Here is a 25,695-nt window from a genome sequence, read left to right on the forward strand (position 1 = left end):
TTTCCTAGCCGTAGCGCAGCTTCAGGCCGAGGATCGCGGCCACCAGGCCGAGCGTGATCGCGTTGGCGACGACCAGCGGCAGGTCGCTGATCAGCGCGCCGTAGAGCAGCCACATCGAGTTGCCGGTGGTCTGCAGCACGAACATGCCCATCGAGATGTCATGGGTCGAGCGCGACCGCCAGGCCTTGATGACCTGCGGCAGGAACGAGCTCGTGGTGCAGATGGCGGCGCCGAGGCCGATGATGGTGGTGAGCAAGGTCGAGGGTCCGTGCGCTGGTCGTGGAAACGCACGCTTGTAGAATGGACCGCGCCGAAGCGAAACCCGCCCCGGCGCGAAACTGGTGCCTTGTTCAGCGCTCCCTGCGATCGTTACGCCGCCGTCCAACCGCCGTCGATCGAGAGGTTGGTGCCGGTGATCTGCGCCGCATCGTCGCCGCACAGGAACAGCGCCAGCGCCGCGACCTGCTCGGAGGTCACGAACTCCTTGGTCGGCTGCGCCGCGAGCAGCACGTCGTTGATGACCTGTTCCTTGGTGAGGTTGCGCGCCTTCATCGTGTCGGGGATCTGCTTCTCGACCAGCGGCGTCCAGACATAGCCCGGCGAGATGCAGTTGCAGGTGATCTTGAAGGTCGCGAGTTCGAGCGCCACGGTCTTGGTGAGGCCGGCGATGCCGTGCTTGGCCGAGACATAGGCCGACTTGAACGGCGAGGCGACCAGCGAATGCGCGGACGCCGTGTTGATGATGCGGCCCCAGCCGCGCTTCTTCATGCCGGGCACGGCGGCACGGATGCCGTAGAACGCGGACGACAGGTTGATCGCGATGATCTGCTCCCACTTCTCCGGCGGGAAGTCTTCGACCGGCGAGACGAACTGGATGCCGGCATTGTTGACGAGGATGTCGACCGAGCCGAACGTGGTCTCGCCGAGCGCGATCATGCCGGCGATCTCGGCCGGCTTGCTCATGTCGGCCGGCGAGTGCACGGCCTTGACCTTGAAGTCGCTCTCGATCGCCGCACGCTCCTTCTCGATGTCGGCTGGCGCGCCGAAACCGTTGAGCACGATGTTCGCGCCGGCGGACGCGAAGGCGCGCGCATAGGCCAGCCCGATGCCGCTGGTCGAGCCGGTCACGACCGCGGTCTTGCCCTTCAGATTCGTCGTCATTGCTTCACTCCTTCTTGGCGGCAGCGAGACTGCCGTCCTGCGTGAGATCGTAGGTGACCATGGTCTCGCCGGACTGCGGCCGCTCCAGCCAGTCCTTGTGGCGCATCGACTGGTGGACATCGCGCACGCCCGCTTCCCAATGCTCGACCATCGCGACATGGGAAAAATCGTAGTCCTTGGAGGACGTCTCGTAGTTCTTGCTGCGATAGATCAGGTGCACCACCGTGACGGTGTTTTCCTGCGCCGCCTTGCACAGGATCTCGAGCGAGGGATCGTTGCGCAGCTCGTCGGGCAGCTTGGCATAGAGCTCGCGCAGCGCCTTGCGCGTGTTGTGGATCATGCGGTTCTTGTCGGTGTTCATCCGCGTCCGGCTGGAATAGCGGATGTCCTTCTCGCGCTCGGCGGCCTCCAGCAGCGTCCGCGGCAGATCGCCGCGCGCGGAGAACAGATCGACCTGGAAGATCAGCAGATCACGATCGGTCTCGGTATCGAGCACGTAGTCCAGCGGCGTGTTGGAGGCGATGCCGCCGTCCCAATAGTGCTCGCCGTCGATCTCGACCGGCGGGAAGCCGGGCGGCAGCGCGCCCGACGCCATGATGTGCTCGGGCCCGATCCGCTTGCCCTGCTTCCTGAATTCGACATTGTCGAAATAGGTGAAGTTGCCGGTGGTGACGCCGACGGCTCCGACGGAGAGCCGCGTCTTCAGATCGTTGATGCGGTCGAAATCGACCAGCCGTTCCAGGGTCCGCTTGAGCGGCGCGGTGTCGTAATAGCTGACCGATTGCAGCGTGCCTGACGGCCACAGCGGCGCCGGTGGGAAGCGCGGCGTGAAGAAGCCGGGCACGCCGAACGCCGCGATCAGCCCGGCGCTGACTTCGTTGAAGGCCGAGCGGTGATGATCGCCATTGAGCAGCGGCTTCCACGGCACCGGCGACGACACCATCTCCCAAAATTCCTTGAGACGGCCAATGCGTTTCTCCCGGTCGTTGCCGGCGATGATCGCGGCATTGATGGCGCCGATCGAGATACCGGCGACCCATTCCGGTTCGAAATCGAAATGGCACAGTGCCTGATAGGCGCCGGCCTGATAGGAGCCGAGCGCGCCGCCGCCCTGCAGGACGAGCACGCGTTGCGATTCGGCGGGGGTTGCAGGCAGCGGGGGAAATGGATGTTGCGTCATTACCGCGGTCATTAGCAAAGCAAGGCGCCACCGTGGCGTCACTTCGCGGTGACGTCAATCCACCCCAAGGGCTAGGCCGGCCTGACTCGCGCGCGAGCCATGCGCACGCGGCCTGCGCAGGGCGGCGGCAGCCCAGCCTGTCAGGAGGGCTTCTTGCCGTCCGGCGCGGCCAGGATCATGGTCCAGAACACTTTGTACTTGGTGTTCGGAGCATAGCTCGCTGCGATGCCTATTTTTGTGACACCGCTCTTGAGCATGTTGGCGCGATGCGGCGGCGAGTCACGCCAGCCGGAAAACGCCTCCGCCAGCGTGTGATAACCGGCCGACACGTTCTCGACCGCGACGACAGCGTCATAGCCGGCACCCGTCAGGCGCTTCGCCAGCGGGGCGCGCACGTCATGATCGAGCTTGTTCTTGTCGGCCATCGCCTGCGACTGCGATTCCGCCAGCCGCATCAGCTCGGGGTCGACCTCGACCGTGCCGAGCCCGTTGTTCTGGCGGTATTGCGAGATCATCGTCGCCGCAGCCACCGCATCGAGCTTGGCGCCCGCGACCGCCATATCGGCATACATGGTCGGCGCCTGCACGACCGGCGTCTCGGCCGCACAGCCGGCGAGCAGGAATGCAATGGAGAGAGCGAGAGCCAGACGCTTCAATGAACCAATCCCTATGCCGATGCGAGAGGCGGGTTGTTGCACATCAACCGTGGCTGAAAGGTGAATCGGCGGTAAGTTCCGTCGCGACAATTGCGGCCATTCCTGCCGGCAACCGTTCGTCAACCATAGGAGCAGTTCGGTCAAGCCAGGAACGGCACGACGCCCTCGGTGTCGTCCTGGCCTTGAGCCGGGACCTTACTCCGCAGCGGTCGTGGTGAGACCCGATGCCGCTCCGGCGTGCCTCAAGCAAGCTTCACGGCGTATGGTTCCCGGATCAGCGCCCGCCAACGCTTTCGCGTTGCCGGGCTTGTCCGGGACGACACCGCATGTTTGGCAGCGATCCGGGACGAGCCCGAACAGCCCCTACCCGGCCGCGAAAATCCGATAATGCCGCGGCTTCAGGCCGATGCGGTCGCCGATGCGGAGCTCGCGGTCGCGGGGGGCGTCGATCTCGATGGTCGAGCCTTCAGTCAGCGCGATCTCGGCGCGCTGCACTGGGCCGAAGCTGCGGACGTGGGTGACGGCGCCGTGCAGCGTGCCGCTGTCCGCGGAGCCGATCAGCATGTCGTGCCGGCGCACGAACAAGGTCGAGGCGCCCGCGGCCACGCCCTCTGCAGCCAGGTCCAGCGGCCGCCCGTTCAGATGCACGGCGCCGCCGGAGATCTCCACCGGCAGCATGATCGATTCGCCGATGAAGCCGTGCACGAAGGCCGTCGCCGGACTGTCGTAAACGTCGCTCGGCGAGCCGACCTGCTCGATGCGGCCCTTGTCCATCACCACGACGCGGTGCGCGACCTCGAGTGCCTCCTCCTGATCATGCGTCACGAAGATCGAGGTGACGTTGATCGAGTGATGCAGGGTGCGCAGCCATTGCCGCAGCTCCTTGCGCACCTTGGCGTCGAGCGCGCCGAACGGCTCGTCGAGCAGGAGGATGCGCGGCTGGATGGCGAGCGCGCGCGCCAGCGCGATGCGCTGGCGCTGGCCGCCGGAGAGCTGGCTCGGATAGCGATCGGCGAGCCAGTCGAGCTGGACGAGGTCGAGCAGCTCCTTCACGCGCGCGCGGATCTCAGCCTCGCTCTTGCGGATGCGGCGCGGCTGCACGCGCAGGCCAAAGGCGACGTTCTCGAACACGTTCATGTGCCGGAACAGCGCGTAGTGCTGAAACACGAAGCCGACGTGACGCTCGCGCGCGCCGCGATCGAGCGCGCTCTCGCCGTCGAACAGGATCTCGCCGGAATCGGGCCACTCCAGCCCGGCGATGATCCGCAGCAAGGTCGTCTTGCCCGACCCGGACGGGCCCAGCAGCGCCAGCAATTCGCCGTCGGCGACCTTGAGATCGACGCCGTCGAGGGCCTTGAACGTGCCGAACGTCTTGACGACACCCCTGACTTCAATGGTCACGCGGACCTCCCTCATCGAGTTGCCGTTCGAGGACGGTTTTGACGACCAGCGTGATCAGCGCGAGCATCGCCAAGAGCGAGGCGATCGCGAATGAGGCGACCATCTGGTATTCGTTGTAGAGGATCTCGACCAGCAGCGGCATCGTATTGGTCTCGCCGCGGATATGGCCGGACACGACCGAGACGGCGCCGAACTCGCCCATCGCGCGCGCGTTGCAGAGCAGCACGCCATACAGCACGCCCCATTTGATGTTCGGCAGGGTGACGCGGAAGAACGTCTGCAGGCCGGACGCGCCGAGCGAGATCGCCGCCTCCTCCTCCTGCGTGCCCTGCTCCTGCATCAGCGGGATCAGTGCGCGCGCCACGAACGGGAAGGTCACGAACACGGTCGCCAACGCGATGCCGGGAAAGGCGAACAGTATCTGCAGGCCATGGCTCTGCATCCACGGACCGAAGAACCCCTGCGCGCCGAACAGCAGCACGAACACGAGGCCCGATATCACCGGGCTCACCGAGAACGGCAGATCGATCAGGGTGATCAGGAACGTCTTGCCCGGAAAGTCGAACTTGGCGATCGCCCAGGCGGCGCACAGGCCGAACACGAGATTGGTCCCGACCGAGACCAGCGCCACCAGCAGCGTCAGGCGGATCGCGGCCCACGCCTCGGCGTCGGCAAGCGCGGTGAAATAGGCCGCGATGCCCTTGCCGAACGCTTCCACGAACACGACGATCAGCGGCAGCACCACGAACACCGACAGGAACGCCAACGCCAGCGTAGTGATGACGATGCGGACCAGGCGCGGCTCGGTGCGCGGATCGGGGCGGCCGGCCTGCGCGACGTGCGGGCTGGCCGCGGACGATGCCACGGATGGCGCCTGCAGGGTCATCTCCACGCTCATGTCGGGTCCTAGTTCAAGGGCGCCCGGCTCTGCGCCCAGCGCTGCAACCGGTTCACGGCAAAGATGATCAGGAACGCCACGACCAGCATCACCACCGCGATCGCGGTGGCATCGGCGTAGCGGAATTCGGACAGCCGGATCACGATCAGCAGCGGCGCGATCTCGGAGACGTTCGGCAGATTGCCGGCGATGAAGATCACCGATCCGTACTCGCCGACAGCGCGCGCAAAGGCGAGTGCGAAGCCAGTGAGCAGCGCCGGCGTCAGGCTCGGCAGGATCACGCGGGCCACGATCTGCCAGCGCCCGGCGCCGAGGCTCGCCGCCGCCTCCTCGATCTCCGGATCGAGATCGATCAGCACCGGCTGCACGGTGCGGACGACAAAGGGGATGCCGATGAAGATCATCGCAACGAAGATGCCGAGCGGCGTGAACGCCACCTTGATGCCCATTGCGGCGAGCGGCGCGCCGAGCCAGCCCTTCTGTGCGAACAGCGCCGTCAGCGCCACGCCCGCCACCGCCGTCGGCAGCGCGAACGGCACGTCGACGATGGCGTCGAACAGGCGGCGCCCGGGAAAGCGGTAGCGCACCAGCGCCCAGACGACGATGGTGCCCATCACCAGATTGACGCAGGCGGCGGCGAAGGCGAGCCCGAACGAGATCTTCAGCGCGCTCAAGGTGCGACGGCTGGTGACGATGCCCCAGAACTGCTCCAGGCTGAGATCGGTCGAGCGGACGAACAGTCCCGCCAGTGGAATCAGGACGATCAGCGACAGCCAGGTCAGCGTCAGCCCCATGGTGAGACCAAAGCCCGGCAAGGTGCTGCGACGTGGTGCAAGTACGTTCAAAAAAAGGCCTGGTCCGTTGATGATCGGTGTCGATGGGCTTGAATCGATTGTGGTGTCCGGCCGCCGCCCCCAGCCTCGTCTCGGCAATCGAGACCGGGGACCGCGTCTCATGCGCGATATCGCAGATCGCCGCAACGCCAGCTTCTTGCCTTGTTGTCTCGAAGCCGTATCAGATCGGCGGTCACCAACTTGTTCCTTCTGATTCGATCAATTCTTGTAGATTTGATCGAAGATTCCGCCTTCCGCAAAATGGTCCTTCTGGGCCTTGGTCCAGCCGCCGAACACCTCGTCGATGGTGAACAACTCGACCTTGGCGAAGGCAGCCTCGTACTTCTTGGCCACCTCGGGATCACGCGGACGGTAGGAGTTGCGTGCGGCAATTTCCTGACCTTCCTTTGTATACCAGTATTTCAGGTAGGATTCAGCCACACTTCGCGTGCCCTTTTTGTCGGCCACCGAGTCGACCACCGCAACTGGCGGTTCGGCCAGGATCGACAGCTGCGGCGCGACGATCTCGAACTTGTCCTTGCCGAACTCACGCAGGGCCAGATGCGCCTCGTTCTCCCAGGCGAGCAGGACGTCGCCGACACCGCGCTCCACAAAGGTCACGGTGGCGCCGCGGGCGCCGGTGTCGAGCACAGGGACGTGCTGATAGAGGTCGCCGACGAACTGCTTGGCCTTGTCGGCCGAGCCGAACTTCTTCAGCGCATAGCCCCAGGCGGCCAGATAGTTCCAGCGCGCGCCGCCGGATGTCTTCGGATTGGGCGTGATGACGTCGACGCCCTTCTTGAGCAGGTCGTCCCAGTCCTTGATGCCCTTGGGATTGCCTTTGCGCACCAGGAAAACGATGGTCGAGGTGTAGGGCGAGGCATTCTGCGGCAGTCGCTTTTGCCATTCCTTGTCGAGCAGACCCTTGCCCGCGATCGCGTCGATGTCATAGGCGAGCGCCAGGGTCACGACGTCGGCCTGCAGCCCGTCGATGACGCTGCGGGCCTGCGCACCGGAGCCGCCATGCGACTGCTTGACCTCGACGCTCTTGCCGGTCTCCTTCTGATAGGCGGCTGAAAACGCCTTATTGAACTCGACGTAGAGCTCGCGGGTCGGGTCATATGAGACGTTGAGCAGACTGATGTCCGCGGCATAGGCCGATCCTGCCCATGCCAGGCCTGCGACCGCAGCCAGAAGACGTCGCATCATCATCCAAGCTCTCCGTTCCATTCACCGCCCGCAATGTTGCAGGCGCGCACTGCAGATCGCCAAATGTTCACGTCGGAGTCAACGGAACCGGATTTTCTTGTTTCCGGCCGGACATAGGCATTTTGCTACGAAGCGCTCGGCGTTGGGATAGCTGTTCTTGCCGCGGCACAATGTCGTCATGGGCTGCCAGGTCAGCCGGCCGGTGAGTTTCGAACTACACCTTCGAGGTCGCGATCGTGTGGATGCCGCATTCGGTCTTGTCACGGCCGCGCCAACGGCCGGCCCGCTCGTCCTCGCCGGAGTCGGCGCGGCTTGTGCAGGGCATGCATCCGATCGAGCGGAAGCCGGCGGCGACCAGCGGATGCTGCGGCAGATTGGCAGAGCGGTAGATCGCCGCGATCTCCTCGCGGGTCACATTGGCGAACGGATTGAATTTCACCCGCACGCCGTCCTGCTCGACGACCGGGATCGCCGCCCGCAAGCCGCCCTGGAAACGCTTGCGGCCGTTGATCCAGGCGGCGAACGGCGCCAGCGCGCGTGCCAGCGGCTCGACTTTGCGGATGCGGCAGCAGGCGTCGGGATCGGAGAACCACAGATCGTTGTCGGCGTCCTCGCGCTCGAGCGCGGCGGCGTCCGGCTTCATCGAGCGGACGTCTTGCAGGCCGAGGATCTCGATGAGCCGGTCGCGATAGGCCAGCGTCTCCGCGAACATGTGCCCGGTGTCGAGGAAGATCACCGGGATCGCCGGATCGACGTCGGACGTCACCTTCAGGAGCGCAGCCGACTCCGTTCCAAACGACGACACCACCGCCAGCCGCTCGCGACCGATCGCCGCGAGAGCAGCGGCAATGACCTCATGCGGCGCGGCGGTGCGCAGCGCGGCGTCGAGCGCCGCGACCGGGATCTCCGCAACGGAAGGCGATGCAGCCAGCGTGCTCACAGCCCGGCACTCTCCGAATGGCGCAGTTGCAGGCGCTGATGCAGCGCCGAGATCCGGCCGTCGCCGGTCGGCTGGTAGAACACCGAATAGCGCTTCACGGTCTCGGTGAACGCCTCGGCATCGGCCTGCTTCTTGACGTCGAAGGCATCGAAGCCGGCGCGCAGCATGAACACGAACTGATCGCGCAGCACCTGCCCCGTCGCGCGCAGCTCGCCGCGGAAGCCATGGCGCTCACGCAGCAGACGCGCCTGGGTATAGGCGCGGCCGTCGCGAAAACTCGGAAACACCAGCGCGACCAGCGCGAGCCGGTCGAGATACGGCACGAGATCGTCGACGTCGCGATTGTTCGGCCAGATCACGCCGAGCTTGCCACTGGAGCGGCTGACCAGCGCGTCGGGGCCGGCGAGAAAACGCGTCTCGGAGACGAGGATCGCGCCCTGCGCCGGCAGTTCGGCATCGTCGGTGAGGCGGACGAACGCGTCCGCGATGATGTGTCCGCCCTTAACGAGTGGCATAGACCCGCTCCCTGAATGGTTCGACCCCGAGCCGCTTCACCGTGTCGACGAACAGCTCCTCGGGGCTCGCGCGCAGCGCAAGATAGGCTTCGACGATGTCCTCGACGACATCGGCCACTTCGGCATAGGGCACCGCGGGTCCGATCAGGGTGCCGAGCACGGCGCCCTCGTCGGCACGGCCGCCGATCGTGATCTGATAGAATTCCTCGTTGTTCTTCTCGACGCCGAGGATGCCGATATGGCCGACATGATGGTGGCCGCAGGCATTGATGCAGCCGGAGATGTTGATGTGCAGCCGGCCGATCAGGTTCGCCGTGTCGTGATTGGCGAAGCGGCGCGTGATCTCCTGCGCGATCGGGATCGAGCGCGCGTTCGCCAGCGAGCAGTAGTCCAGGCCCGGACAGGCGATGATGTCGGACACGAGGTTGACGTTGGGGATCGCGAGGCCAATGGCCTCGAGCGCCTTCCACACCGCCGGCAGGTCGCGCTTGCGGACGTGCGGCAGCGCCAGGTTCTGCTCATGCCCGACCCGGATCTCGCCGAACGAGTATTTGTCGGCGATGTCGGCCAGCGCATCCATCTGGTCGGCGGTCGCATCGCCAGGCGGCTTGCCTATGGGCTTCAGCGACACGGTCACGATGGCATAGCCCTGCACCTTGTGCGGGAAGACCGAGTTCTTGCGCCATGCCTCGAACTTCGGATCGTGCGCCGCCTGCTTCAGCTCCTCCGGCATGTGCGGCAGCGTCTCGTAGGCCGGATAGAAGAAGCGCGAGCGGATGTCCTCGATGATCCCCTGATCGAGCTTGAGCACGCCGTCGCGGATCTGCTGCCACTCCTCCTCGACCTCGGCGGCGAACTTCTCGATGCCGAGCTCATGCACCAGGATCTTGATGCGCGCCTTGTAGATGTTGTCGCGGCGGCCGTACTGGTTGTAGACGCGCAGGATCGCCTCGACATAGCTGAGAATGTCGTGGCCGTGGACGAACGGCTTGATGGTCTTGGCGATGAACGGCGTGCGGCCGAGGCCGCCGCCGACCAGCACCTCGAAGCCGGTTTCGCCCTGCTCGTTCTTCTTGAGACGCAGGCCGATGTCGTGGATCTTGATCGCGGCACGGTCGTGGTCGGACGCCGTGATCGCGATCTTGAACTTGCGCGGCAGGAACGAGAATTCCGGGTGAAGCGTGGTGAACTGGCGCAGCAGCTCCGCCCAGATCCTGGGATCCTCGACCTCGCCCGGCGCGACGCCCGCCCACTGATCCGAGGTGACGTTGCGCATGTTGTTGCCGGAGGTCTGCATCGACTGGATGCCGACCTCGGCGAGGTCGGCCATCGCATCCGGCAGCTCGGCGAGCTTGATCCAGTTGAACTGGATGTTCTGCCGCGTCGTGAAGTGACCGTAGCCGCGGTCGTAGCGGCGCGCGACATGGGCCAGCCGGCGAAGCTGGTTCGACGCCAGCGTGCCGTAGGGGATGGCGATGCGATACATGTAGGCGTGGAGCTGCAGATAGACGCCGTTCTGCAGCCGCAGCATCTTGAACTCGTCCTCGGACAATTCGCCCGACAGGCGCCGCTTCACCTGGTCGCGGAATTCGGCGACGCGCTCGTTGACCAAGGTGCGGTCGATTTCGTCATAAGCGTACATGACAGGCCTTCAGACTTGAGCCGGGAGCGCGATGGAGGCGCCCGTGAGCCGGATGTGTTCGCGCATATTGCCGGGCTTGACCGCACCGTCGGCGCCCACCTCGACCGGCGCGATGTAGGGACCGATCGCACCGAGATCGTCGGCCACCGCTTCCGACAGCAGGGCGCGCGCCTCGTCGGCGGTGCGGACGATCGCCGCATCGGAGAGCTCATCCGACCAGCTCTTGGTGCCGGTGCGGTAGATCACCGCGCCATCCCAGGTCCGGTTCGCGGTGATGATCGAGGGACCGGTGATCTTGATCTTCTGTTGCAGCGGGGAGGTCATTCAGACGGGTTCCAGGAGTTGTGCGATCACGCCACTGATAGTCTGCTGACGCCACGGCGCGGAGTGCGCCACGACGTCACCGATGATGAGGATGGCCGGACCGCCATCGATTTGGCCGACGAGATCCGGCAACTGATCGAGCGTGCCGACCGCCGCCTGCGCATCGGGGCGCGTCACCTTCGCGAACACACCGACCGGCGTCTGCGGTGAGCGGCCCGCCGCGAGGAGCCCTGCGCGCACCGCCGGCGCCGCGGTCATGCCCATGTAGACGACGACGGTCATCTTGGTGTCAGTCAGCGCCGACCAGTCGACCGCCTCGGCATCGCGCTCCTTGTGCGCGGTGAGGAAGGTGATGCGCAGCGCCTTGCTGCGGAAGGTCAGCGGCACCTCGAACTGCGCGGCGGCGCCGAGGCCGGCGGTGATGCCGGGCACGATCGTGTAGGACACGCCCGCCTTGCGCAGCGCATCGACCTCCTCGCCGCCACGGCCGAACACGTAGGAGTCGCCGCCTTTCAGCCTGACCGCGCGCTTGCCCTCGCGTGCCGCTTCGATCAGCAGCCTGTTCACAGCATCCTGGCCAATGCCGGGCTTGCCGACGCGGCGGCCGACCGGCACGCGCGAGGCATCGCGGCGGATGCGGTCGAGAATCTCAGGCGTGACCAGCTCGTCGTAGAACACGACATCCGCGTCCTGCAGCGCGCGCAGCGCCTTGATCGTCAGCAGGTCGGGATCGCCGGGACCGGCGCCGACCAAGGTCACATGGCCGTTGCTGCGGCCGGCATGATCGGCGCCCGCAAACGCCGTGGGATCGGCAATGCCATGCAGCGCCGCCTCCGCTTCCTGCTTGCGGCCCGCCAGCACCAGTGCACCGATCGGGCCGTCGACGATGCGCTCCCAGAAGCGGCGGCGCAGCGTCATCTCGGCGATCTGCGGGTTGATGGTCTTGCGGAAGTCGCCGATGAAGCTCGCGAGCTCGCCGATCCGCGCCGGCAGCAGCGCCTCGATGCGCTCGCGCACGCGGCGTGCCACGACGGGCGAGGAGCCGCCGGTGCCGATCGCCACCACCACGTCGCCGCGATCGACGATCGCCGGAAAGATGAAGCTGGAATGCGCGAGGTCGTCCATCACGTTGACGGGCAGACCAACGCTGCGCGCCCGCGCCGACATCGCAACGCCGATGTCGCCAGCGCCCGCGCACAGCACGGCGATGACGCCAGTGAGATCGGCGCTCAGCGGGTCGCCTTCGGCGCGCTCGATCTGGCCGTGCTGATCGCGCAGACCCGCGAGATCGAAGTCGCCGTCGGTGGCGAACCAGCGGATCCGTGCGCCCGCGGACAGCAACACGCGAAGCTTGGCGCGCACGAGCTCGCCCGCGCCGATCAGCAGCACGGGGCCGGTCTTCAGATCGAGAAACACCGGCAGATATTGCATTGCGTTCTTCAGCTTCGGCACTTGGGGGTTGACTGGAATTATTTTCTATATAAGTGTCCCGCCTACGACGTAAAGAGAAAATTATTCCTTGGCTCCGCCATAGAATTTTCTCCCAGGCAGGCGATGGCTGATAGCATGCACATTCTCACCAACGACGTTTCCAGAGATCGGTTACCCTCCTCCGAGATCGAGCAAGCATCTTCCATGCCGCGCGTCCTCAACGCCGCACCGACGATGGACCATCTCGACGAGCTGGAGGCGCAGAGCATCTACATCCTTCGCGAGGCCTTTGCACGGCTGAAGAAGCTGGCGCTGCTGTGGTCGCTGGGAAAAGATTCCAACGTGATGATCTGGCTGGCGCGCAAGGCGTTCTTCGGCCGGGTGCCGTTCCCCGCCATGCATGTCGATACGGCCAAGAAGTTTCCCGAGATGTACGCCTTCCGCGACACCTACGCGAAGGAATGGGGCCTCGATCTCAAGATCGAGCCGTGCCCGCCGATCGATGCCGTCGATCCCACCCTGCCGCCCGCCGCACGCTCGGCTGCGCGCAAGACCGAAGGCTTGAAGATGGCGCTCGCCAAGCATGGCTTCGACGGCCTGATCGCGGGCATCCGCCGCGACGAGGAGGCGACGCGCGCCAAGGAGCGCGTGTTCTCGCCGCGCGGGGCCGAGGGCCATTGGGATGTGCGCGACCAGCCGCCGGAATTCTGGGATCACTTCAACGCCTCGCCGCCGCAGGGCGCTCACTTGCGCATCCATCCGATCCTGCATTGGACCGAGGCCGACATCTGGGCCTACACGGCGCGCGAGAACATTCCGATCATCCCGCTGTATCTGTCCAGGAACGGCAAGCGTTATCGCTCGCTCGGCGATCAGGACATCACCTTCCCGGTCGCATCGAACGCCTCGAACATCCCCGAGATTCTCGCCGAACTCGAAAGCACCAAGGTGCCGGAGCGTGCCGGCCGCGCGCTCGACCACGAGACCGAGGACGCCTTCGAGCGGCTTCGCGTCGCCGGCTATCTGTGAGGGGGGATAAGGCGATGAACATGCGAGTCCCGTCAGCCGCCCCCGCCACGCCGAACGGCACCACCCGTCCGCAGGTCCGCATCGTGATCGTCGGCCATGTCGACCACGGCAAGTCGACCTTGGTCGGCCGCCTGCTGCATGAGACCGGAAGCCTGCCCGAGGGCAAGCTGGAGATGCTGCAGGCCGTCTCCGCCCGCCGCGGCATGCCGTTCGAATGGTCGTTCCTGCTCGACGCGCTGCAGACCGAGCGCGACCAGGGCATCACCATCGACACCACGCAGATCCGCTTCCGCACCAATGCACGCGAGGTCGTGCTGATCGACGCGCCCGGCCACGCCGAATTCCTGCGCAACATGATCACCGGCGCCTCGCAGGCCGATGGCGCTGTGCTGATCATCGACGCGCTCGAAGGCGTGCGCGACCAGACCCGCCGCCACGGCTATCTCCTACATCTGCTCGGCGTGAAGCAGGTCGCAGTCGTCGTCAACAAGATGGACCGCGTCGATTTCGGCGAAGACCGCTTCGACGCGATCAAGGCCGAGATCTCGGCCCATCTCGAAGGCCTCGGCGTCAAGCCGGTCGCCGTCATCCCGATCTCCGCGCGAGACGGCGACGGCGTCGCCGAGCTGACCTCGCGGATCGGCTGGTACGACGGCCCGACCGTGGTCGAGGCGCTCGACGGGCTGGAGCCGGCCAAGCCGCTGTCGAGCCTGCCGCTGCGCCTACCGGTGCAGGCGATCTACAAGTTCGACGACCGCCGCATCGTCGCCGGCCGCGTCGAGGCCGGCGAGTTGCGCGCCGGCGACGAGATCGTGATCATGCCCGCCGGCAAGATCGCCAAGATCAGGACCGTCGAGGGCTGGCCGCAGACCCCGGTGACCACGGCGCAGGGCGCGGGCCGCTCGGTCGGCATCACGCTCGATCGCGAGCTGTTCATCGAGCGCGGCGACGTCATCGCCCATGTCGGCCGCGAGCCGCAGGCGGCGCGCCGGCTGCATGCCCGCATCTTCTGGCTGCACGACCAGCCGCTGTCGAAAGGCGACAGCATCCTGGTCCGGCTCGGCACCCGCGAGGCGCGCGGCAGCGTCGTCGCGATCGCGAAGGCGGTCGACCCGGGCTCGCTGTCCAACGAAGAGAACGCTTCGATCGCGCGCAACCATGTCGGCGAGATCGAGATCGCACTGACCCAGCCGGTCGCCGTCGATCCCTACACCGAGAATGCGCGCACCGGCCGTCTCGTCATCGAGGTGCAGGGCCGCATCGCCGGCGGCGGGCTGGTGCTGTCGATCGCCGCTGGCAAGCGCGCCGCACCGGTCGACATCATGCCGGTGGAATCGGCGCTGCAGCCGCAGGAGCGCGCCGATCGCTATCGCCACAAGGGCGCCGTCGTGTGGATGACCGGCCTGCCCGGCGCCGGCAAGTCGACCCTGGCGCGCGCGCTGGAGCGGCGGCTGTTCAGCCGCGGCGGCGCTCCGGTGCTGCTCGACGGCGACACCGTCCGCGCCGGCCTCAACAAGGATCTCGGCTTCACGCCGGAGGACCGCGCCGAGAACATCCGTCGCCTCGCCGAGGTCGCGACCCATCTCGCCCGCAACGGCCACATCGCGATCGTCGCCGCGGTGTCGCCCGCGCGCGAGGACCGCGCGGCTGCGCGCCGCGTCGCCGGCGACCTGTTCCGTGAGGTCTACGTCGCGACGGCCGCCGAGATCTGCGAGAGCCGCGACCCCAAGGGCCACTACGCCAAGGCCCGCGCCGGCAATCTGCAGAACTTCACCGGCATCGGCACCGACTACGAGCCGCCGCTCGATGCGGAACTGGTGATCGACACCGCGACGCGCGGGATTGCGGACGCCACCGACGAGCTCGAGGCGCTGCTGTCGCGGACATCCGTGCTGTTCGACGACATCGCCGATCTCGGCGCGAATATCTGACGTCTGCTTCCAGACTTGTCATGCACCCCGTCATTCCGGGGCAAGGCCGCAGGCCTTGAACCCGGAATCTCGACATTGCCTTGCGCTCAATCCCCAATCACTTCGAGATTCCGGGTTCGATCGTCGACGCACAGCCGCTTCACGGCTGCGCATTGCCGATCGCCCCGGAATGACGGTGAAGCGCGACCCAGCTCAGCCGGACGCTACAGCGCGCCGACATAGGCGGTGAGATCGTCGAGCTCGGCCTCGGTCGGCAGTCGCGTCTCCATCTTCTTGGCATAGAACTCCCACATCAGCTTGACGGCGTCGCGCAGCGACGCCGTGCGGCCGTCGTGGAAATACGGCGCGGTCGACGCGGCCGCATGCAGGGTCGGCACCTTGAACTTGCCGCCGGTGCCGATGTCGTCTTTGCTCTTCTTGTCGAAGCTCGGCAATTGATGGCAGGTGCCGCAACCGCCGTCGCCGATATAGAGCTCATAGCCGCGCCTGACGGCCGCGCTGGCATCCTCCCTCGGCGTGCCGTCCCCCTTGACCTGCCAGTTCGCCGGATAGTTCAGCGTGCGCACATAGGCGACCAGCGCCGCCAGGGTCTCCGGCGACGGCTCCGGCCCCTTCATGCGGTTGACGATGATGCCGCGGATGCTGTCCTCCAGGGTCGGCGCCTGGCCGGCCCAGCCGAACACCGCGCGCTCGCCGACGCCCCACAGCGTCGGCGTATTCCGGCCATTGGGATCGCCGTCGGCGACCACGTCGAGGCCGACATAGGTCTTGTTGTTGGTATGCCCGGTCGAGAAGTGGCAGGTCGCGCAGGACGCCTTGCCGCCGCCGGAGAGGCTCGCGTCGTTGAACAGCTCCAGCCCCTTGGCGGCGAGCTCGGCTTCGGAGAGCTGGGCCGGTGGCGCCACGGCGGCGCCGACCGTGGTGGGCTCGGCCACCGGCGCCTCGGTCACGGCAGGTGCTGACGGCGCCTTCGGCTGCTTCCTCACCGCCGCGGTGGCGTGGCGGATTCTCGGCCTGTGCTCGGACGACGCCGCGTGCGCCGATTTCGGCTTCAACGCTGAAGCCAGCATTTGCAGCAAGGTCGGCTTCTGCGGAGCTGCCGCGAGATAGGGCGCTACAGATTTGTCCGCCGCAAGCGCGGGCAGGGCGAGCAGGCCAAGACACAAGACGACCGACCGCAGCCCCGTGAACGACATCGCCCGTCTCCCCCGACATCCCCTTGATGCAAATCGTTATCGATAGCTTTTACGTCCGAAGTGGGACTGTGCGGGGGCAATGAATCGGCGCAGGCGGGATTGAGCGGCGTCAGTGCACGGCCTGACCGCCATCGGCGGACGCGATGCCGGCGTGCGTCGAGAACAGCCGGCGCGGCGAATGTGAGAACCTGTCGCCTCCATCGACGACGGCGCGCCGGCGCGTCAGGCGATGCGCGCATCCTGGCCGGAGAACTACGGAGGAGTGCGCCGGCTCGTGCCTGGACAGCAGTTTGCCCACGGCGCGGCCGCCGCATCGGCAAGCAGAAATTAGCACTTGATCCGCACAGTTCACGCCACCCGCAGCAACGCGGTCGAGGCGCATGATGGAGCATCTGGCGGCCTATTGGTCGACGGCCGAACTGGAGACGAACGGGATTCTGCTGCTGCACCTGATGGGTGCGGCGGCCGTCGGCCTGCTGCTGGGCTACGAGCGCACCTATCACGGACGCGCGGCCGGCATGCGGACCTACGCCCTGGTTTGCGTCGCATCGACCTTGCTGACGGCGATCAACGGCTTTCCCGGCAGTTGGTATGGCGGAATGGCGGTGTCGCCGACCGTCTCCGATCCGACGCGCGTGATCCAGGGCCTGATGACCGGCATCGGCTTCCTCGGCGCCGGCGTCATCATCAAGGACGGCTTCACCATCCGCGGCGTGTCGACGGCCGCCTCGATCTGGATGACGTCGGCGATCGGCATCATCATCGGCATCGGCTTCTACGGCACCGCGCTTTGCGCCACGGCATTGTCGCTGGCCGCGATGACCCTGCTCGGCCAAGTCGAGAAATGGCTGCCGCATCAGACCACGCTGTCGCTGTCGGTCGTCTACCGCCATGGCCTGCAGCCGAGCGAGGCCGAATTGCGCGAATGCATGCGGGCCTATGGCTTCGACGTGCTGGACTGGTGCTACGAATACAGCGAGACGAAGCGGCAATTCCATTTCGAGCTGGTGCTGCAGGCCGCCGGCCGGTTTGAAACCGCCCAGATGGCGCGCGACCTGTCCGGCGCAGAGGACGTCGTCGAATTCCGCCTGGCGCCGTCGCGGACGTGAGGGTAGCGCGTAGCCGCATGAGCCAGGCGACATCCGGGACTGGTCTTGCCGTATCGCGGCACGCTCAAGCAACACGCCTGCGTCACATTCGGCAATGCGGTCCCTCAATGCCGCTTTATGGTCCCATCGGGCCGCCACCTTTTCGGCTTCAATGTTCAGTGCTATGTTCCCATCATGACAACCGCCGAAGAGATCGAAAAGGCCGTCCAACAGCTCAATCCAGACGAACTCGCGCGCTTTCGCGCATGGTTCGAACGGTTCGATGCTGCGTCATTCGATGCTGCGATCGAGCGTGATGCTCATACCGGGAAACTCGACGCCTTGGCGGACGAAGCTCTTGCGGCGCATCGAGCTGGCCGCTCCCGGCCATTGTGACCCATTTCGCATCTCCGAAATTTTGGGCGGCCTACGAGTTGCTGCCTGAAGCCATCAAAAGGCTCGCCGATCAGAATTTCGAGCTTCTGAAACGCGATCCACGTCACCCTTCACTCCAGTTCAAGAAGGTCGGACGGTTCTGGTCCGCTCGGGTCGGACTACGCTACCGAGCCCTCGCGACCGAGGTCGACGACGGCTATTTGTGGTTCTGGATCGGCTCACACGCCGACTACGACAAGCTCGTTGGATAGCCTAGGCGCGGACAAAGGAAAGCGCCATGCGGATTGATGGTTTGCTATTCATTCAGCGACGCGCCTGCGATCTTTTGCGACCATCGGGTGGGCAAAGCGGCGCGGGCAGGCGGCGCGTGCCCCCCATCTCAAACCGGTGAAGCATGGTGAGCACGGCGCTCCGCGCCTTTGCCCGGCCCACGAGCGACCTGCGCTTGCCTGCAGCAGAAGGTGTCGGATAGTTGGATGATGTCACAGACTTCAGACCAACTCCTTCAGAAAATTCTGGACTTCGTCAGGGCCGAGACCGGGATCCGCGAGCAAATCTCTGACGAGTCCGACATCGCCGGAGACCTCGGCGTCGACGGCGATGATGCGCGCGAATTCATGCTTGCATTCCAGCGGGCGTTCGACGTCGACCTGTCCGGCTTCGAATTCGACCGCCATTTCGGACCGGAGGGCCTGTCGCTGACCCGGCTTGTCCTGACCGTTCTTCGCCTGCGCCGCCCCCAGTTGCCGCTGACGATCGCCACACTCGTCGATGCCGCGAGACAAAAGCGCTGGCCCAATGAAGCGACATCGATCGCCGTCTCGCCGGAAGGCCGCACGGCACCGCCGGAGATGTGAGCCTGACCGCCGCGTTCCAAATCCAAGTCTGCCCCTATTGCGGAACGAGGCTATCGACCCTGGTCAAACCGTCGACCCTCAGGGCGTTCCGCGCATTAGCGCAGGATCATGGGCGGACGATTTTTGATAGGATTGAATCACGTCGTGCCAGGCATTGCGCTACATCATCATGGAAGACTGAGGAGTCTTGCGACATCGCTGGACTGACAAAGCGACACCAAAGGCGGCGCGTGACCACAGTGCCAGAGCAAGCAAGCCCTGACGTCCAACAGGGGAGGCCAAATGAGCCAATCATCGCACGTGGCTGCTGATGCCGTGTCATCGCAGGCGAAGACCTTGATGACATTGCTCGCGAGCATCAACCGCGACATGGCGAAGCTGGCACACGATCTTCGCCAGCGTCCATCAGTCGCTGAGGTCAGGCACGGCTGCGATCTCCGCGAGTACAAGGATGCGTTTCGTTATGAGGATCAACCCTTTTGCGCGTTCGAAGTCTATGTTGAAGTCGATCTTGTGGACGGCACTGCACGCTGGTGGCTCCTCGATGTCAACTGCACCCCAACGGGATGGGAACTCAGTCGCTCCATCACCCATGATAGCGCCGCGGGACAAGACACCGAAATGCTGAAGATGCTTTCCTCACCTCACTTCACCGAATTTGCTGCGCGAGCGCCCGTTGCGCTGTTCGAGCTGCTAGAACTCGCGCGGTCGGGTATCCCCGGCTCTGAGCAGGCATAGCACGGACGGCCCGGATCGACGCAGCGACCCGTCTGACGGTCACGAATGGCTTTTTGCATCCGCAAAACCCAACCGTTTCACGAATGCTGGCATTTGGGAGCACGGAGGGGAGTCGCTACCAAGTCAATTCCGGACGCCGCCATCGACCTGAGGAGCGGCCAAGCCCGCTTCCGGACCACGCCTACAGAGCACCCGCGCTCACGAGCGCGGTGCGGAGGTCGATCCGAGCAGCTTCCTCGCCTGTTCAGCGGCGCGATCCAATCTGATCCGGTCCTTGCCCTGGCCGATCTCATGGCGAAATTCCTTTAAGCTCTGAATTCTGACTTCTGTCAGAATCATCGGATCACGCCCGCGCGCCACATCGAAGCTCACGACAGAATGATCATCGACAAGGATGGTATAGACGTCTTCAGCCTGCTCGGGGATATGCCTCAGCACATGATGGATTGATCCTCCCGGACAGAGGCGATCAATCAGTGTCAGGAGCTCCGCACGACGTGCATCTTCCGGCAGCAGCGCATTGAGTTCGTATCGATCTTTCAGGCGAGCCATCGACATGGGCTCCGTTGTGCGAACACTCTGCCGGCGCGGACGTCATATTCGAAGGTTCTCACAAAGCCAACAGGCAAGACCAGATGGAAGCTCGGTCGGCACTAGCTCGCCAGCTTGCCCTGCCCCGAAGTCCGCAAAATCTGCCTGCGCAGAAAAGCCGAATTGCTCAGCCCCATCAACCCGATTTGCCCTGTCCAGTCCCCGCGCCAAAAATATTCTTCTTTCTTTTTTTCAGAAATCATGCTTATCTCTCCGCATCCCGTCCCACACGAGGGACAGTTCGCGACCGTCACGGACGTCGGGTGCGGGATGCGGTGGGCGCTTTGGGCTGCGGCGTGAGCAATCATGTCGACGGACAGTCCCGAGGCGCACGGCCAAGCCGTGGGGTCCTGGCATCCCGACGCTGATGCCACGCAAGCTGCGACGCCGACGCGTCGCGCGGGCAACGGTGACCAGAAAGCCCGGCGCACCGGGGAGACCACGGAGCAACCGTAGAGCCATCGCGCAGGGAAGGCCGGATGTCCGGCTGAACCTGTGGTGACTGCCGCCTGCATTTTTTTCTGCAGGCGGGCCATGGGTGCAGCCTGCACCCGGCCTTCCCTGCGCCTCTCGTGACCGAGAGGCGGCAAGTGTGCAAAGCTCGGACGCGAACAGGCGCCGCGAGGACGAAGTTGCATGAGCCATCACCACCACGAGCGATCACCTTCGTTGAGTTGTCCGCAGCCGTTTGGTGTACGTCGAAACGCCATTTGCGGCACGCTGTGCGTTGTCACCCTACCCTGGAGGGGGAGGGTGGCAGCGTGCCCGATCCGAGGGCTCTGCACGGCTGTGGGCTCGCGGCCGAACTCTGAGGCGGTCCTGCGAAATTACTTGTCATCACTCCGCCCGGAACCAGCCCGCCTGTCCGCTGCCCTCCCCCGACCAACTGCGATACCCCTCCCCCCTTTCGTGGCCCCCGCTTTGGCGCTAAATGCACTGCACACGCCGCCTTCGAGGCGGCCATTTCAGCACGCCCAAGACACGCGCAACGTCGCCCTATTCGAGAGAAACGTCTCATCATGACCCGTATCGACGCCCATGGACTGAAGATCGCCCCCGTTTTGTTCGACTTCATCGCCAAGGAGGCCGCGCCGAAGACCGGGATCGATCCGGACGCGTTCTGGGCCGGCCTTGCCGCGATCCTGCGCGATCTCGGCCCTAAGAACCGCGAGCTGCTCGCCTTCCGCGACGCCCTGCAGGACAAGATCGACGCTTGGCACCTCGCCAACAAGGGCAAGGCCTTCGACCTCGGCGCCTACACCGCATTCCTGAAGGAGATCGGCTACCTGCTGCCCGAGCCGGCCACGCACAAGGTCGAGACCGCCAATATCGACGAAGAGATCGGCAAGATCTGCGGGCCGCAGCTCGTGGTGCCGCTCACCAACGCCCGCTACGCGCTGAACGCGGCGAATGCGCGCTGGGGCTCGCTCTACGACGCGTTCTACGGCACCGACGCCATCCCGCACGATCCGAGCGAAGCGGGCAAGGGCTACAACAAGGCCCGCGGCGACAAGGTGATCGCCAAGGCCAAGGCCTTCCTTGACGCCGCCGTGCCGCTCGCCACCGGCAGCCACACCGACGTCACCGCCTACAGCGTCATTGCCGGCCAGCTCTCGGCCAAGCTGAAGAGCGGCAACGCCACTGCGCTCAAGAACGCCGACCAGTTCGCCGGCTATCAAGGCTCGGCCGACGCGCCCTCCGTGATCCTGCTTGCCAACAACGGGCTGCATGTCGAGGTCGTGATCGACCGCAGCCATGTCATCGGCAAGGACGATCCGGCCGGCGTCTCCGACATGATCCTGGAAGCCGCGGTCTCGACCATCCTCGACATGGAGGACTCGGTCGCCGCCGTCGACGCCGAGGACAAGGTGCTAGTCTACCGCAACACGCTCGGCCTGATGAACGGCACGCTGTCGGCCGACTTCGAGAAGGGCGGCAAGACACTCACCCGCGCGCTGAACAGCGACCGCAGCTACACCACGCCGTCCGGGGGCAGCCTCACGCTGCACGGCCGCAGCCTGCTGCTGATCCGCAATTGCGGGCATCACATGTTCACCGACGCCGTGCTCGACTCCCAGGGCAAGGAGGTGCCGGAGGGCATTCTCGACGCCGCCGTCACCGGCCTGCTCGCGATGCACGACCTCAAGGGTCTCTCCAAGGTCAAGAACAGCCGCACCGGCTCGATCTACATCGTCAAGCCGAAGATGCACGGCCCGGACGAGGTGGCGCTGACGGTCGAGCTGTTCGCGCGCGTCGAGAAGATGCTCGGCCTGCCCGAGAACAGCATGAAGGTCGGCATCATGGACGAGGAGCGCCGCACCACGGTGAACCTCAAGGCGTGCATCCAGGCCGCGTCCAAGCGCATCGTCTTCATCAACACCGGCTTCCTCGACCGCACCGGCGACGAGATCCACACCTCGATGGAAGCCGGTCCGATGATCCGCAAGAACGAGATGAAGGCGCAGCCCTGGATCAAGGCCTACGAGGATTGGAACGTCGACAACGGCCTGACCTGCGGCCTGCCTGGCCATGCCCAGATCGGCAAGGGCATGTGGGCCGCGCCGGACAAGATGGCCGACATGCTGGCGCAGAAGATCGGCCACCCGCAGGCCGGCGCCACCACCGCCTGGGTGCCGTCGCCGACCGCGGCGACGCTGCACGCTTTGCACTATCACCAGGTCAACGTTCACGCCCGCCAGGCGGAACTCGCGAAGGGCGGCCCGCGCGCCAAGCTCGGCGACATCCTCACCATTCCGGTGTCGCAGTCGAACTGGGCGCCCGACGACGTGCGCCAGGAGATCGACAACAACTGCCAGGGCATTCTCGGCTACGTCGTGCGCTGGATCGACCAGGGCGTCGGCTGCTCCAAGGTGCCCGACATCCACGATGTCGGCCTGATGGAGGACCGCGCCACCTTGCGCATCTCGAGCCAGCATCTCGCCAACTGGCTGCACCATGGCGTGGTCAGCAAGGAGCAGGTGATGGATTCGCTGAAGCGCATGGCCGTCGTGGTCGACAAGCAGAATGCCGGCGATGCGCTCTATCAGCCGATGGCGCCGTCGTTCGACGGCGTGGCGTTCAAGGCGGCCTGCGACCTCGTGTTCGAAGGCCGCACCCAGCCAAACGGCTACACCGAATACATCCTCACGGCGCGCCGCCGCGAGGCGAAGGCAAGCGCCTGATGCGAAAAGCCCCGGCCATCCGCCGGGGCTTTTTTTGATCTGCCGGAGGTAACATGATGCCAGATCATATCACCGCGATGAATCGAAGCAGCGAGATCACGCCGAGCACGATGACGATCACGCGGCAGATCTGCTTGGCCCGGCCGTCGATCGGCAGCAGGTTGATCAAATAGAGGATGAGGATGACGACGAGAAAGGTGACGAGAGCACTGACGAGCATGAATGAGCCCCTGAACGAGAGGAGGATGCGCTGGCGGTGATCAGCTAACACGCTCGGCGGCTGGTAGTTCCACTCCCGGAACCTGAGTGCTCAACGACTGTCTCCGTAGTTCAACGGAGCCAGCCCTCATCCAGATTTTTACGGGTCTGCGGTCAAATGCGGTGAATCGGAGATCAACATGCTGAACCGCCTGACCATTTCCACGACGTTGAAGGCCATCATCCTGGTGACGGCATGCCTGTTTGTCGGCCTGTTCGCCTCGCGGGCCTACAATTCGTGGCAGCAGCTCGAGCTCACCGCGCGCATCAGCTCGATCGTCGATGCCTCCGAAAGCATGTTCAAGGCGATGGACAAGCTGCGGGCCGACCGCTCGACCTCGAACCGCATGGTGACCGTGGACGAGAAGGTCGAGCCAGAGACCGAGCGATACGTCCGCGGCCTGCGCGACGTCGCCATGCCCGCCATGGGCCGCGCGCTGGGCACCCTTCCGGGCATCGAGTTTGCTGACAAGGCGGCGCTGCTCTCGCAATTCCAACAACTGCTGACAACGCTGAGCGATCAGCAGAGGGAATTCTGGCAGGAGGTCGCCAAGCCGAAGGCGTCGCGCCGATTGGCGCTCGGCAAGGAATACATGCAGACCGAGGACAGGCTGCTGGAGACGCTGGAGAAGATCCAGGCCATTCTCGCCGCCGAGGTCAACCATGCGGATCCGACCATCGATCAGCTGTTGCAGATCAAGCAGATCGCATGGCTGCTGCGCAACACCGCCGGCGATGCCTCCTTCCTGGTTTCGAACGGCCTCGCCGCAGGCAAGATCACGCCCGAGGCGCGGCTGAACTATACCAAAGCGGTCGGCGGCGCCGAGGCCGCATGGAAGGCGCTCGAACTCGCGACCAGCGGCGCAAAATGGCCGGCCGCGATGACGGCCGCGCTGGAGGCCACGCGCAAGGCCTATTTCGAGACCGAGTACACGGCGCTGCGCGATCGCCTCGTCAACGCGCTCGCGAGCGGCGAGACGCCAGAGATGGTCGCCAACAAATGGAGCCCGTTCACGGTCGGGCGCCTCAATGCGGCGGTTGCGGTCGCCGAGACCGCGCTCGAGACCGCAAGGACCTATATCGAGGAGCAGCATGCGGCGGCCATGCGGACCCTTGGGGTCGAACTCTGCCTCCTGATCGCGGCGACCGTGATCGGCGGCACCGCGCTGATGCTGGTGAGCCGCCGGGTGATCCAGCCCCTCAACAGAATGCGCGATGCCATGCTGGCGGTTGCGGGCGGCGACCTCAGCGTCGAGACGGGCTACATGCAGCGGCAGGACGAGATCGGTGCGCTGGCGGGCGCGCTCGAAACGTTCAAGCAGCAGGCCAAGGACAAGCTCGCGATCGAGGCCCAGGAGCGCCAACGCAACGAAACGACGGTCGCGCGCCAGCGGGCGATCGAAAGCTATGTGAGCGAGTTCGAGGGGCTGGTCCGCGACTCGCTCGAGCAGCTCGGCCGCGCCTCCACCGACATGCAGGCGACGTCCGCCGGACTGACCAACGTCTCGCGGCAGACCAATGCCCGCGCCGAGGAGGCCTCGAAGGCCTCCAGCGATGCGTCGACGAGCGTGCAGACGGTCGCCTCGGCCGCGGAGGAACTGAACGCCTCGATCGCCGACATCAGCAAGCAGGCGTCGCATGCGGCCGGAATCGCCAGCCGCGCAGTGGAGCAGGCCCGCATGACCGACGGCACGGTGCAGGGGCTGGCACAATCGGCCAATCGGATCGGCGAGGTGGTCGGGCTGATCAACAGCATCGCCTCGCAGACCAACCTGCTCGCGCTGAACGCGACCATCGAGGCAGCGCGCGCCGGCGAGGCCGGCAAGGGTTTTGCGGTCGTCGCCTCCGAGGTGAAGACGCTGGCGAGCCAGACCGCGAAGGCGACCGACGAGATTTCCGAGCAGATCGCCGACATCCAGCGCGTCGCCAATGACGCGATCGACGCGATCAAGCGCATCGGCGGCATCATTGGCGAGGTCAACGAGGTGGCGACTGCGATCGCCGCGGCGGTGCAGGAGCAAGGGGCGGCGACGCAGGAGATCTCACGCAGCACCCAGTTCGCCGCCGACGGCACCAAGAACGTTTCCGACAACATCACCGGCGTCAAGTCGGACGCCGATGCCGCTGCGGCGGCGGCCGACAACGTGCGCTCCGCCTCAGAGACGCTGGAGAGCCAGAGCAGGAATCTCGGTCATCAGGTCAGGGACTTCCTCGGCAAGATCCGCGCCGCCTGACGACC

Annotated in this window: 26 protein-coding genes; 9 read left to right on the forward strand and 17 right to left on the reverse strand. The window is 65.4% G+C overall.

All coding sequences use genetic code 11. The annotated features are described in order from the left end of the window. Positions 1–4: 4 nt before the first annotated feature. The 13 genes from QW887_RS18690 to cysG all read right to left on the reverse strand — a co-directional run bounded on the left by QW887_RS18690 (position 5) and on the right by cysG (position 12,190). Complete coding sequence (locus tag QW887_RS18690; RefSeq protein WP_315713865.1) at positions 5–256, reverse strand: SemiSWEET transporter; 252 nt, start codon at positions 254–256, stop codon at positions 5–7. 113 nt (positions 257–369) lie between these two features. Next, entirely contained in the window at positions 370–1,161 is a 792-nt protein-coding gene (locus QW887_RS18695) for a 3-hydroxybutyrate dehydrogenase (protein WP_172134430.1), read from the reverse strand. A gap of 4 nt (positions 1,162–1,165) precedes the next feature. Beyond that, entirely contained in the window at positions 1,166–2,341 is a 1,176-nt protein-coding gene (locus tag QW887_RS18700; RefSeq protein WP_316159343.1) for a patatin-like phospholipase family protein, read from the reverse strand. 140 nt (positions 2,342–2,481) lie between these two features. After that, positions 2,482–2,997: a CAP domain-containing protein gene (locus QW887_RS18705; RefSeq protein WP_315714371.1), complete on the reverse strand. Its 516-nt coding sequence runs from the start codon at positions 2,995–2,997 to the stop codon at positions 2,482–2,484. A gap of 363 nt (positions 2,998–3,360) precedes the next feature. Further along, entirely contained in the window at positions 3,361–4,398 is a 1,038-nt protein-coding gene (locus QW887_RS18710; protein ID WP_315713863.1) for a sulfate ABC transporter ATP-binding protein, read from the reverse strand. Next, on the reverse strand, positions 4,388–5,296 hold the full coding sequence (gene cysW / locus QW887_RS18715; RefSeq protein WP_316165794.1) for a sulfate ABC transporter permease subunit CysW: 909 nt from the start codon (positions 5,294–5,296) through the stop codon (positions 4,388–4,390). Before cysW ends, QW887_RS18710 begins: the two co-directional genes overlap by 11 nt. Before the next feature lie 8 nt (positions 5,297–5,304). Then, positions 5,305–6,141: a sulfate ABC transporter permease subunit CysT gene (gene cysT, locus QW887_RS18720; protein WP_315713861.1), complete on the reverse strand. Its 837-nt coding sequence runs from the start codon at positions 6,139–6,141 to the stop codon at positions 5,305–5,307. A gap of 207 nt (positions 6,142–6,348) precedes the next feature. Further along, positions 6,349–7,338, reverse strand: coding sequence for a sulfate ABC transporter substrate-binding protein (locus QW887_RS18725; protein WP_315714369.1), 990 nt, complete (start codon positions 7,336–7,338; stop codon positions 6,349–6,351). 214 nt (positions 7,339–7,552) lie between these two features. Next, the gene (locus QW887_RS18730; RefSeq protein ID WP_315713860.1) at positions 7,553–8,278 is read right to left on the reverse strand and encodes a phosphoadenylyl-sulfate reductase; all 726 of its coding nucleotides are present in this window, start codon (positions 8,276–8,278) and stop codon (positions 7,553–7,555) included. After that, the gene (locus QW887_RS18735) at positions 8,275–8,793 is read right to left on the reverse strand and encodes a DUF934 domain-containing protein (protein WP_316194808.1); all 519 of its coding nucleotides are present in this window, start codon (positions 8,791–8,793) and stop codon (positions 8,275–8,277) included. Before QW887_RS18735 ends, QW887_RS18730 begins: the two co-directional genes overlap by 4 nt. Beyond that, positions 8,780–10,435, reverse strand: coding sequence for a nitrite/sulfite reductase (locus QW887_RS18740; protein WP_315826004.1), 1,656 nt, complete (start codon positions 10,433–10,435; stop codon positions 8,780–8,782). Before QW887_RS18740 ends, QW887_RS18735 begins: the two co-directional genes overlap by 14 nt. Positions 10,436–10,444: 9 nt before the next feature. Then, positions 10,445–10,759: a DUF2849 domain-containing protein gene (locus QW887_RS18745; protein WP_315713857.1), complete on the reverse strand. Its 315-nt coding sequence runs from the start codon at positions 10,757–10,759 to the stop codon at positions 10,445–10,447. Beyond that, complete coding sequence (gene cysG, locus QW887_RS18750; RefSeq protein ID WP_315826003.1) at positions 10,760–12,190, reverse strand: siroheme synthase CysG; 1,431 nt, start codon at positions 12,188–12,190, stop codon at positions 10,760–10,762. 204 nt (positions 12,191–12,394) lie between these two features. On the opposite strand from cysG, the gene cysD reads away from it, so the two are divergent. Both cysD and cysC read left to right on the forward strand, forming a co-directional pair. Continuing rightward, a complete protein-coding gene (gene cysD, locus QW887_RS18755) occupies positions 12,395–13,219 on the forward strand; it encodes a sulfate adenylyltransferase subunit CysD (RefSeq protein WP_316194809.1) in 825 nt (274 codons plus the stop codon). Between the two features lie 14 nt (positions 13,220–13,233). After that, on the forward strand, positions 13,234–15,150 hold the full coding sequence (gene cysC / locus QW887_RS18760; RefSeq protein ID WP_315826001.1) for an adenylyl-sulfate kinase: 1,917 nt from the start codon (positions 13,234–13,236) through the stop codon (positions 15,148–15,150). 203 nt (positions 15,151–15,353) lie between these two features. Here cysC and QW887_RS18765 read toward each other — a convergent pair whose 3' ends face one another. Beyond that, complete coding sequence (locus tag QW887_RS18765; protein ID WP_316169495.1) at positions 15,354–16,346, reverse strand: cytochrome-c peroxidase; 993 nt, start codon at positions 16,344–16,346, stop codon at positions 15,354–15,356. A 380-nt stretch (positions 16,347–16,726) separates the two neighbouring features. Between QW887_RS18765 and QW887_RS18770 the strand changes: the two genes are divergently transcribed. From QW887_RS18770 to QW887_RS18790, 5 genes are all read left to right on the forward strand, one after another. After that, a complete protein-coding gene (locus QW887_RS18770) occupies positions 16,727–17,455 on the forward strand; it encodes an MgtC/SapB family protein (protein ID WP_316169496.1) in 729 nt (242 codons plus the stop codon). Between the two features lie 45 nt (positions 17,456–17,500). Further along, entirely contained in the window at positions 17,501–17,830 is a 330-nt protein-coding gene (locus QW887_RS18775; RefSeq protein WP_316169497.1) for a hypothetical protein, read from the forward strand. Next, positions 17,827–18,081 carry a hypothetical protein gene (locus QW887_RS18780; protein WP_316169498.1) on the forward strand — a complete coding sequence of 85 codons (255 nt, stop codon included), beginning with the start codon at positions 17,827–17,829 and terminating at the stop codon, positions 18,079–18,081. The genes QW887_RS18775 and QW887_RS18780 overlap by 4 nt, the downstream gene beginning before the upstream one ends. Before the next feature lie 228 nt (positions 18,082–18,309). Continuing rightward, on the forward strand, positions 18,310–18,687 hold the full coding sequence (locus QW887_RS18785) for a DUF1493 family protein (RefSeq protein ID WP_315713850.1): 378 nt from the start codon (positions 18,310–18,312) through the stop codon (positions 18,685–18,687). 282 nt (positions 18,688–18,969) lie between these two features. Next, positions 18,970–19,425, forward strand: coding sequence for a hypothetical protein (locus QW887_RS18790; protein ID WP_316194810.1), 456 nt, complete (start codon positions 18,970–18,972; stop codon positions 19,423–19,425). Positions 19,426–19,623: 198 nt separating this feature from the next. Here the strand turns inward: QW887_RS18790 and QW887_RS18795 are convergent, their stop codons facing one another. Together QW887_RS18795 and QW887_RS18800 are read right to left on the reverse strand one after the other, a co-directional pair. Next, positions 19,624–19,977, reverse strand: a complete 354-nt coding sequence (locus tag QW887_RS18795) for a hypothetical protein (RefSeq protein WP_316169500.1) — start codon at positions 19,975–19,977, stop codon at positions 19,624–19,626. 101 nt (positions 19,978–20,078) lie between these two features. Beyond that, entirely contained in the window at positions 20,079–20,219 is a 141-nt protein-coding gene (locus QW887_RS18800) for a hypothetical protein (protein ID WP_316169501.1), read from the reverse strand. An 816-nt stretch (positions 20,220–21,035) separates the two neighbouring features. Between QW887_RS18800 and QW887_RS18805 the strand changes: the two genes are divergently transcribed. Further along, positions 21,036–23,198 carry a malate synthase G gene (locus QW887_RS18805; RefSeq protein ID WP_316169502.1) on the forward strand — a complete coding sequence of 721 codons (2,163 nt, stop codon included), beginning with the start codon at positions 21,036–21,038 and terminating at the stop codon, positions 23,196–23,198. A gap of 64 nt (positions 23,199–23,262) precedes the next feature. Here the strand turns inward: QW887_RS18805 and QW887_RS18810 are convergent, their stop codons facing one another. Continuing rightward, a complete protein-coding gene (locus QW887_RS18810) occupies positions 23,263–23,418 on the reverse strand; it encodes a Thivi_2564 family membrane protein (RefSeq protein WP_315713847.1) in 156 nt (51 codons plus the stop codon). Between the two features lie 178 nt (positions 23,419–23,596). On the opposite strand from QW887_RS18810, the gene QW887_RS18815 reads away from it, so the two are divergent. Beyond that, complete coding sequence (locus QW887_RS18815; RefSeq protein WP_315713846.1) at positions 23,597–25,690, forward strand: methyl-accepting chemotaxis protein; 2,094 nt, start codon at positions 23,597–23,599, stop codon at positions 25,688–25,690. Positions 25,691–25,695: the final 5 nt, after the last annotated feature.

Source organism: Bradyrhizobium sp. SZCCHNRI3052 (assembly GCF_032484895.1).
In the GTDB taxonomy this organism is placed as follows: Bacteria; Pseudomonadota; Alphaproteobacteria; order Rhizobiales; family Xanthobacteraceae; genus Bradyrhizobium.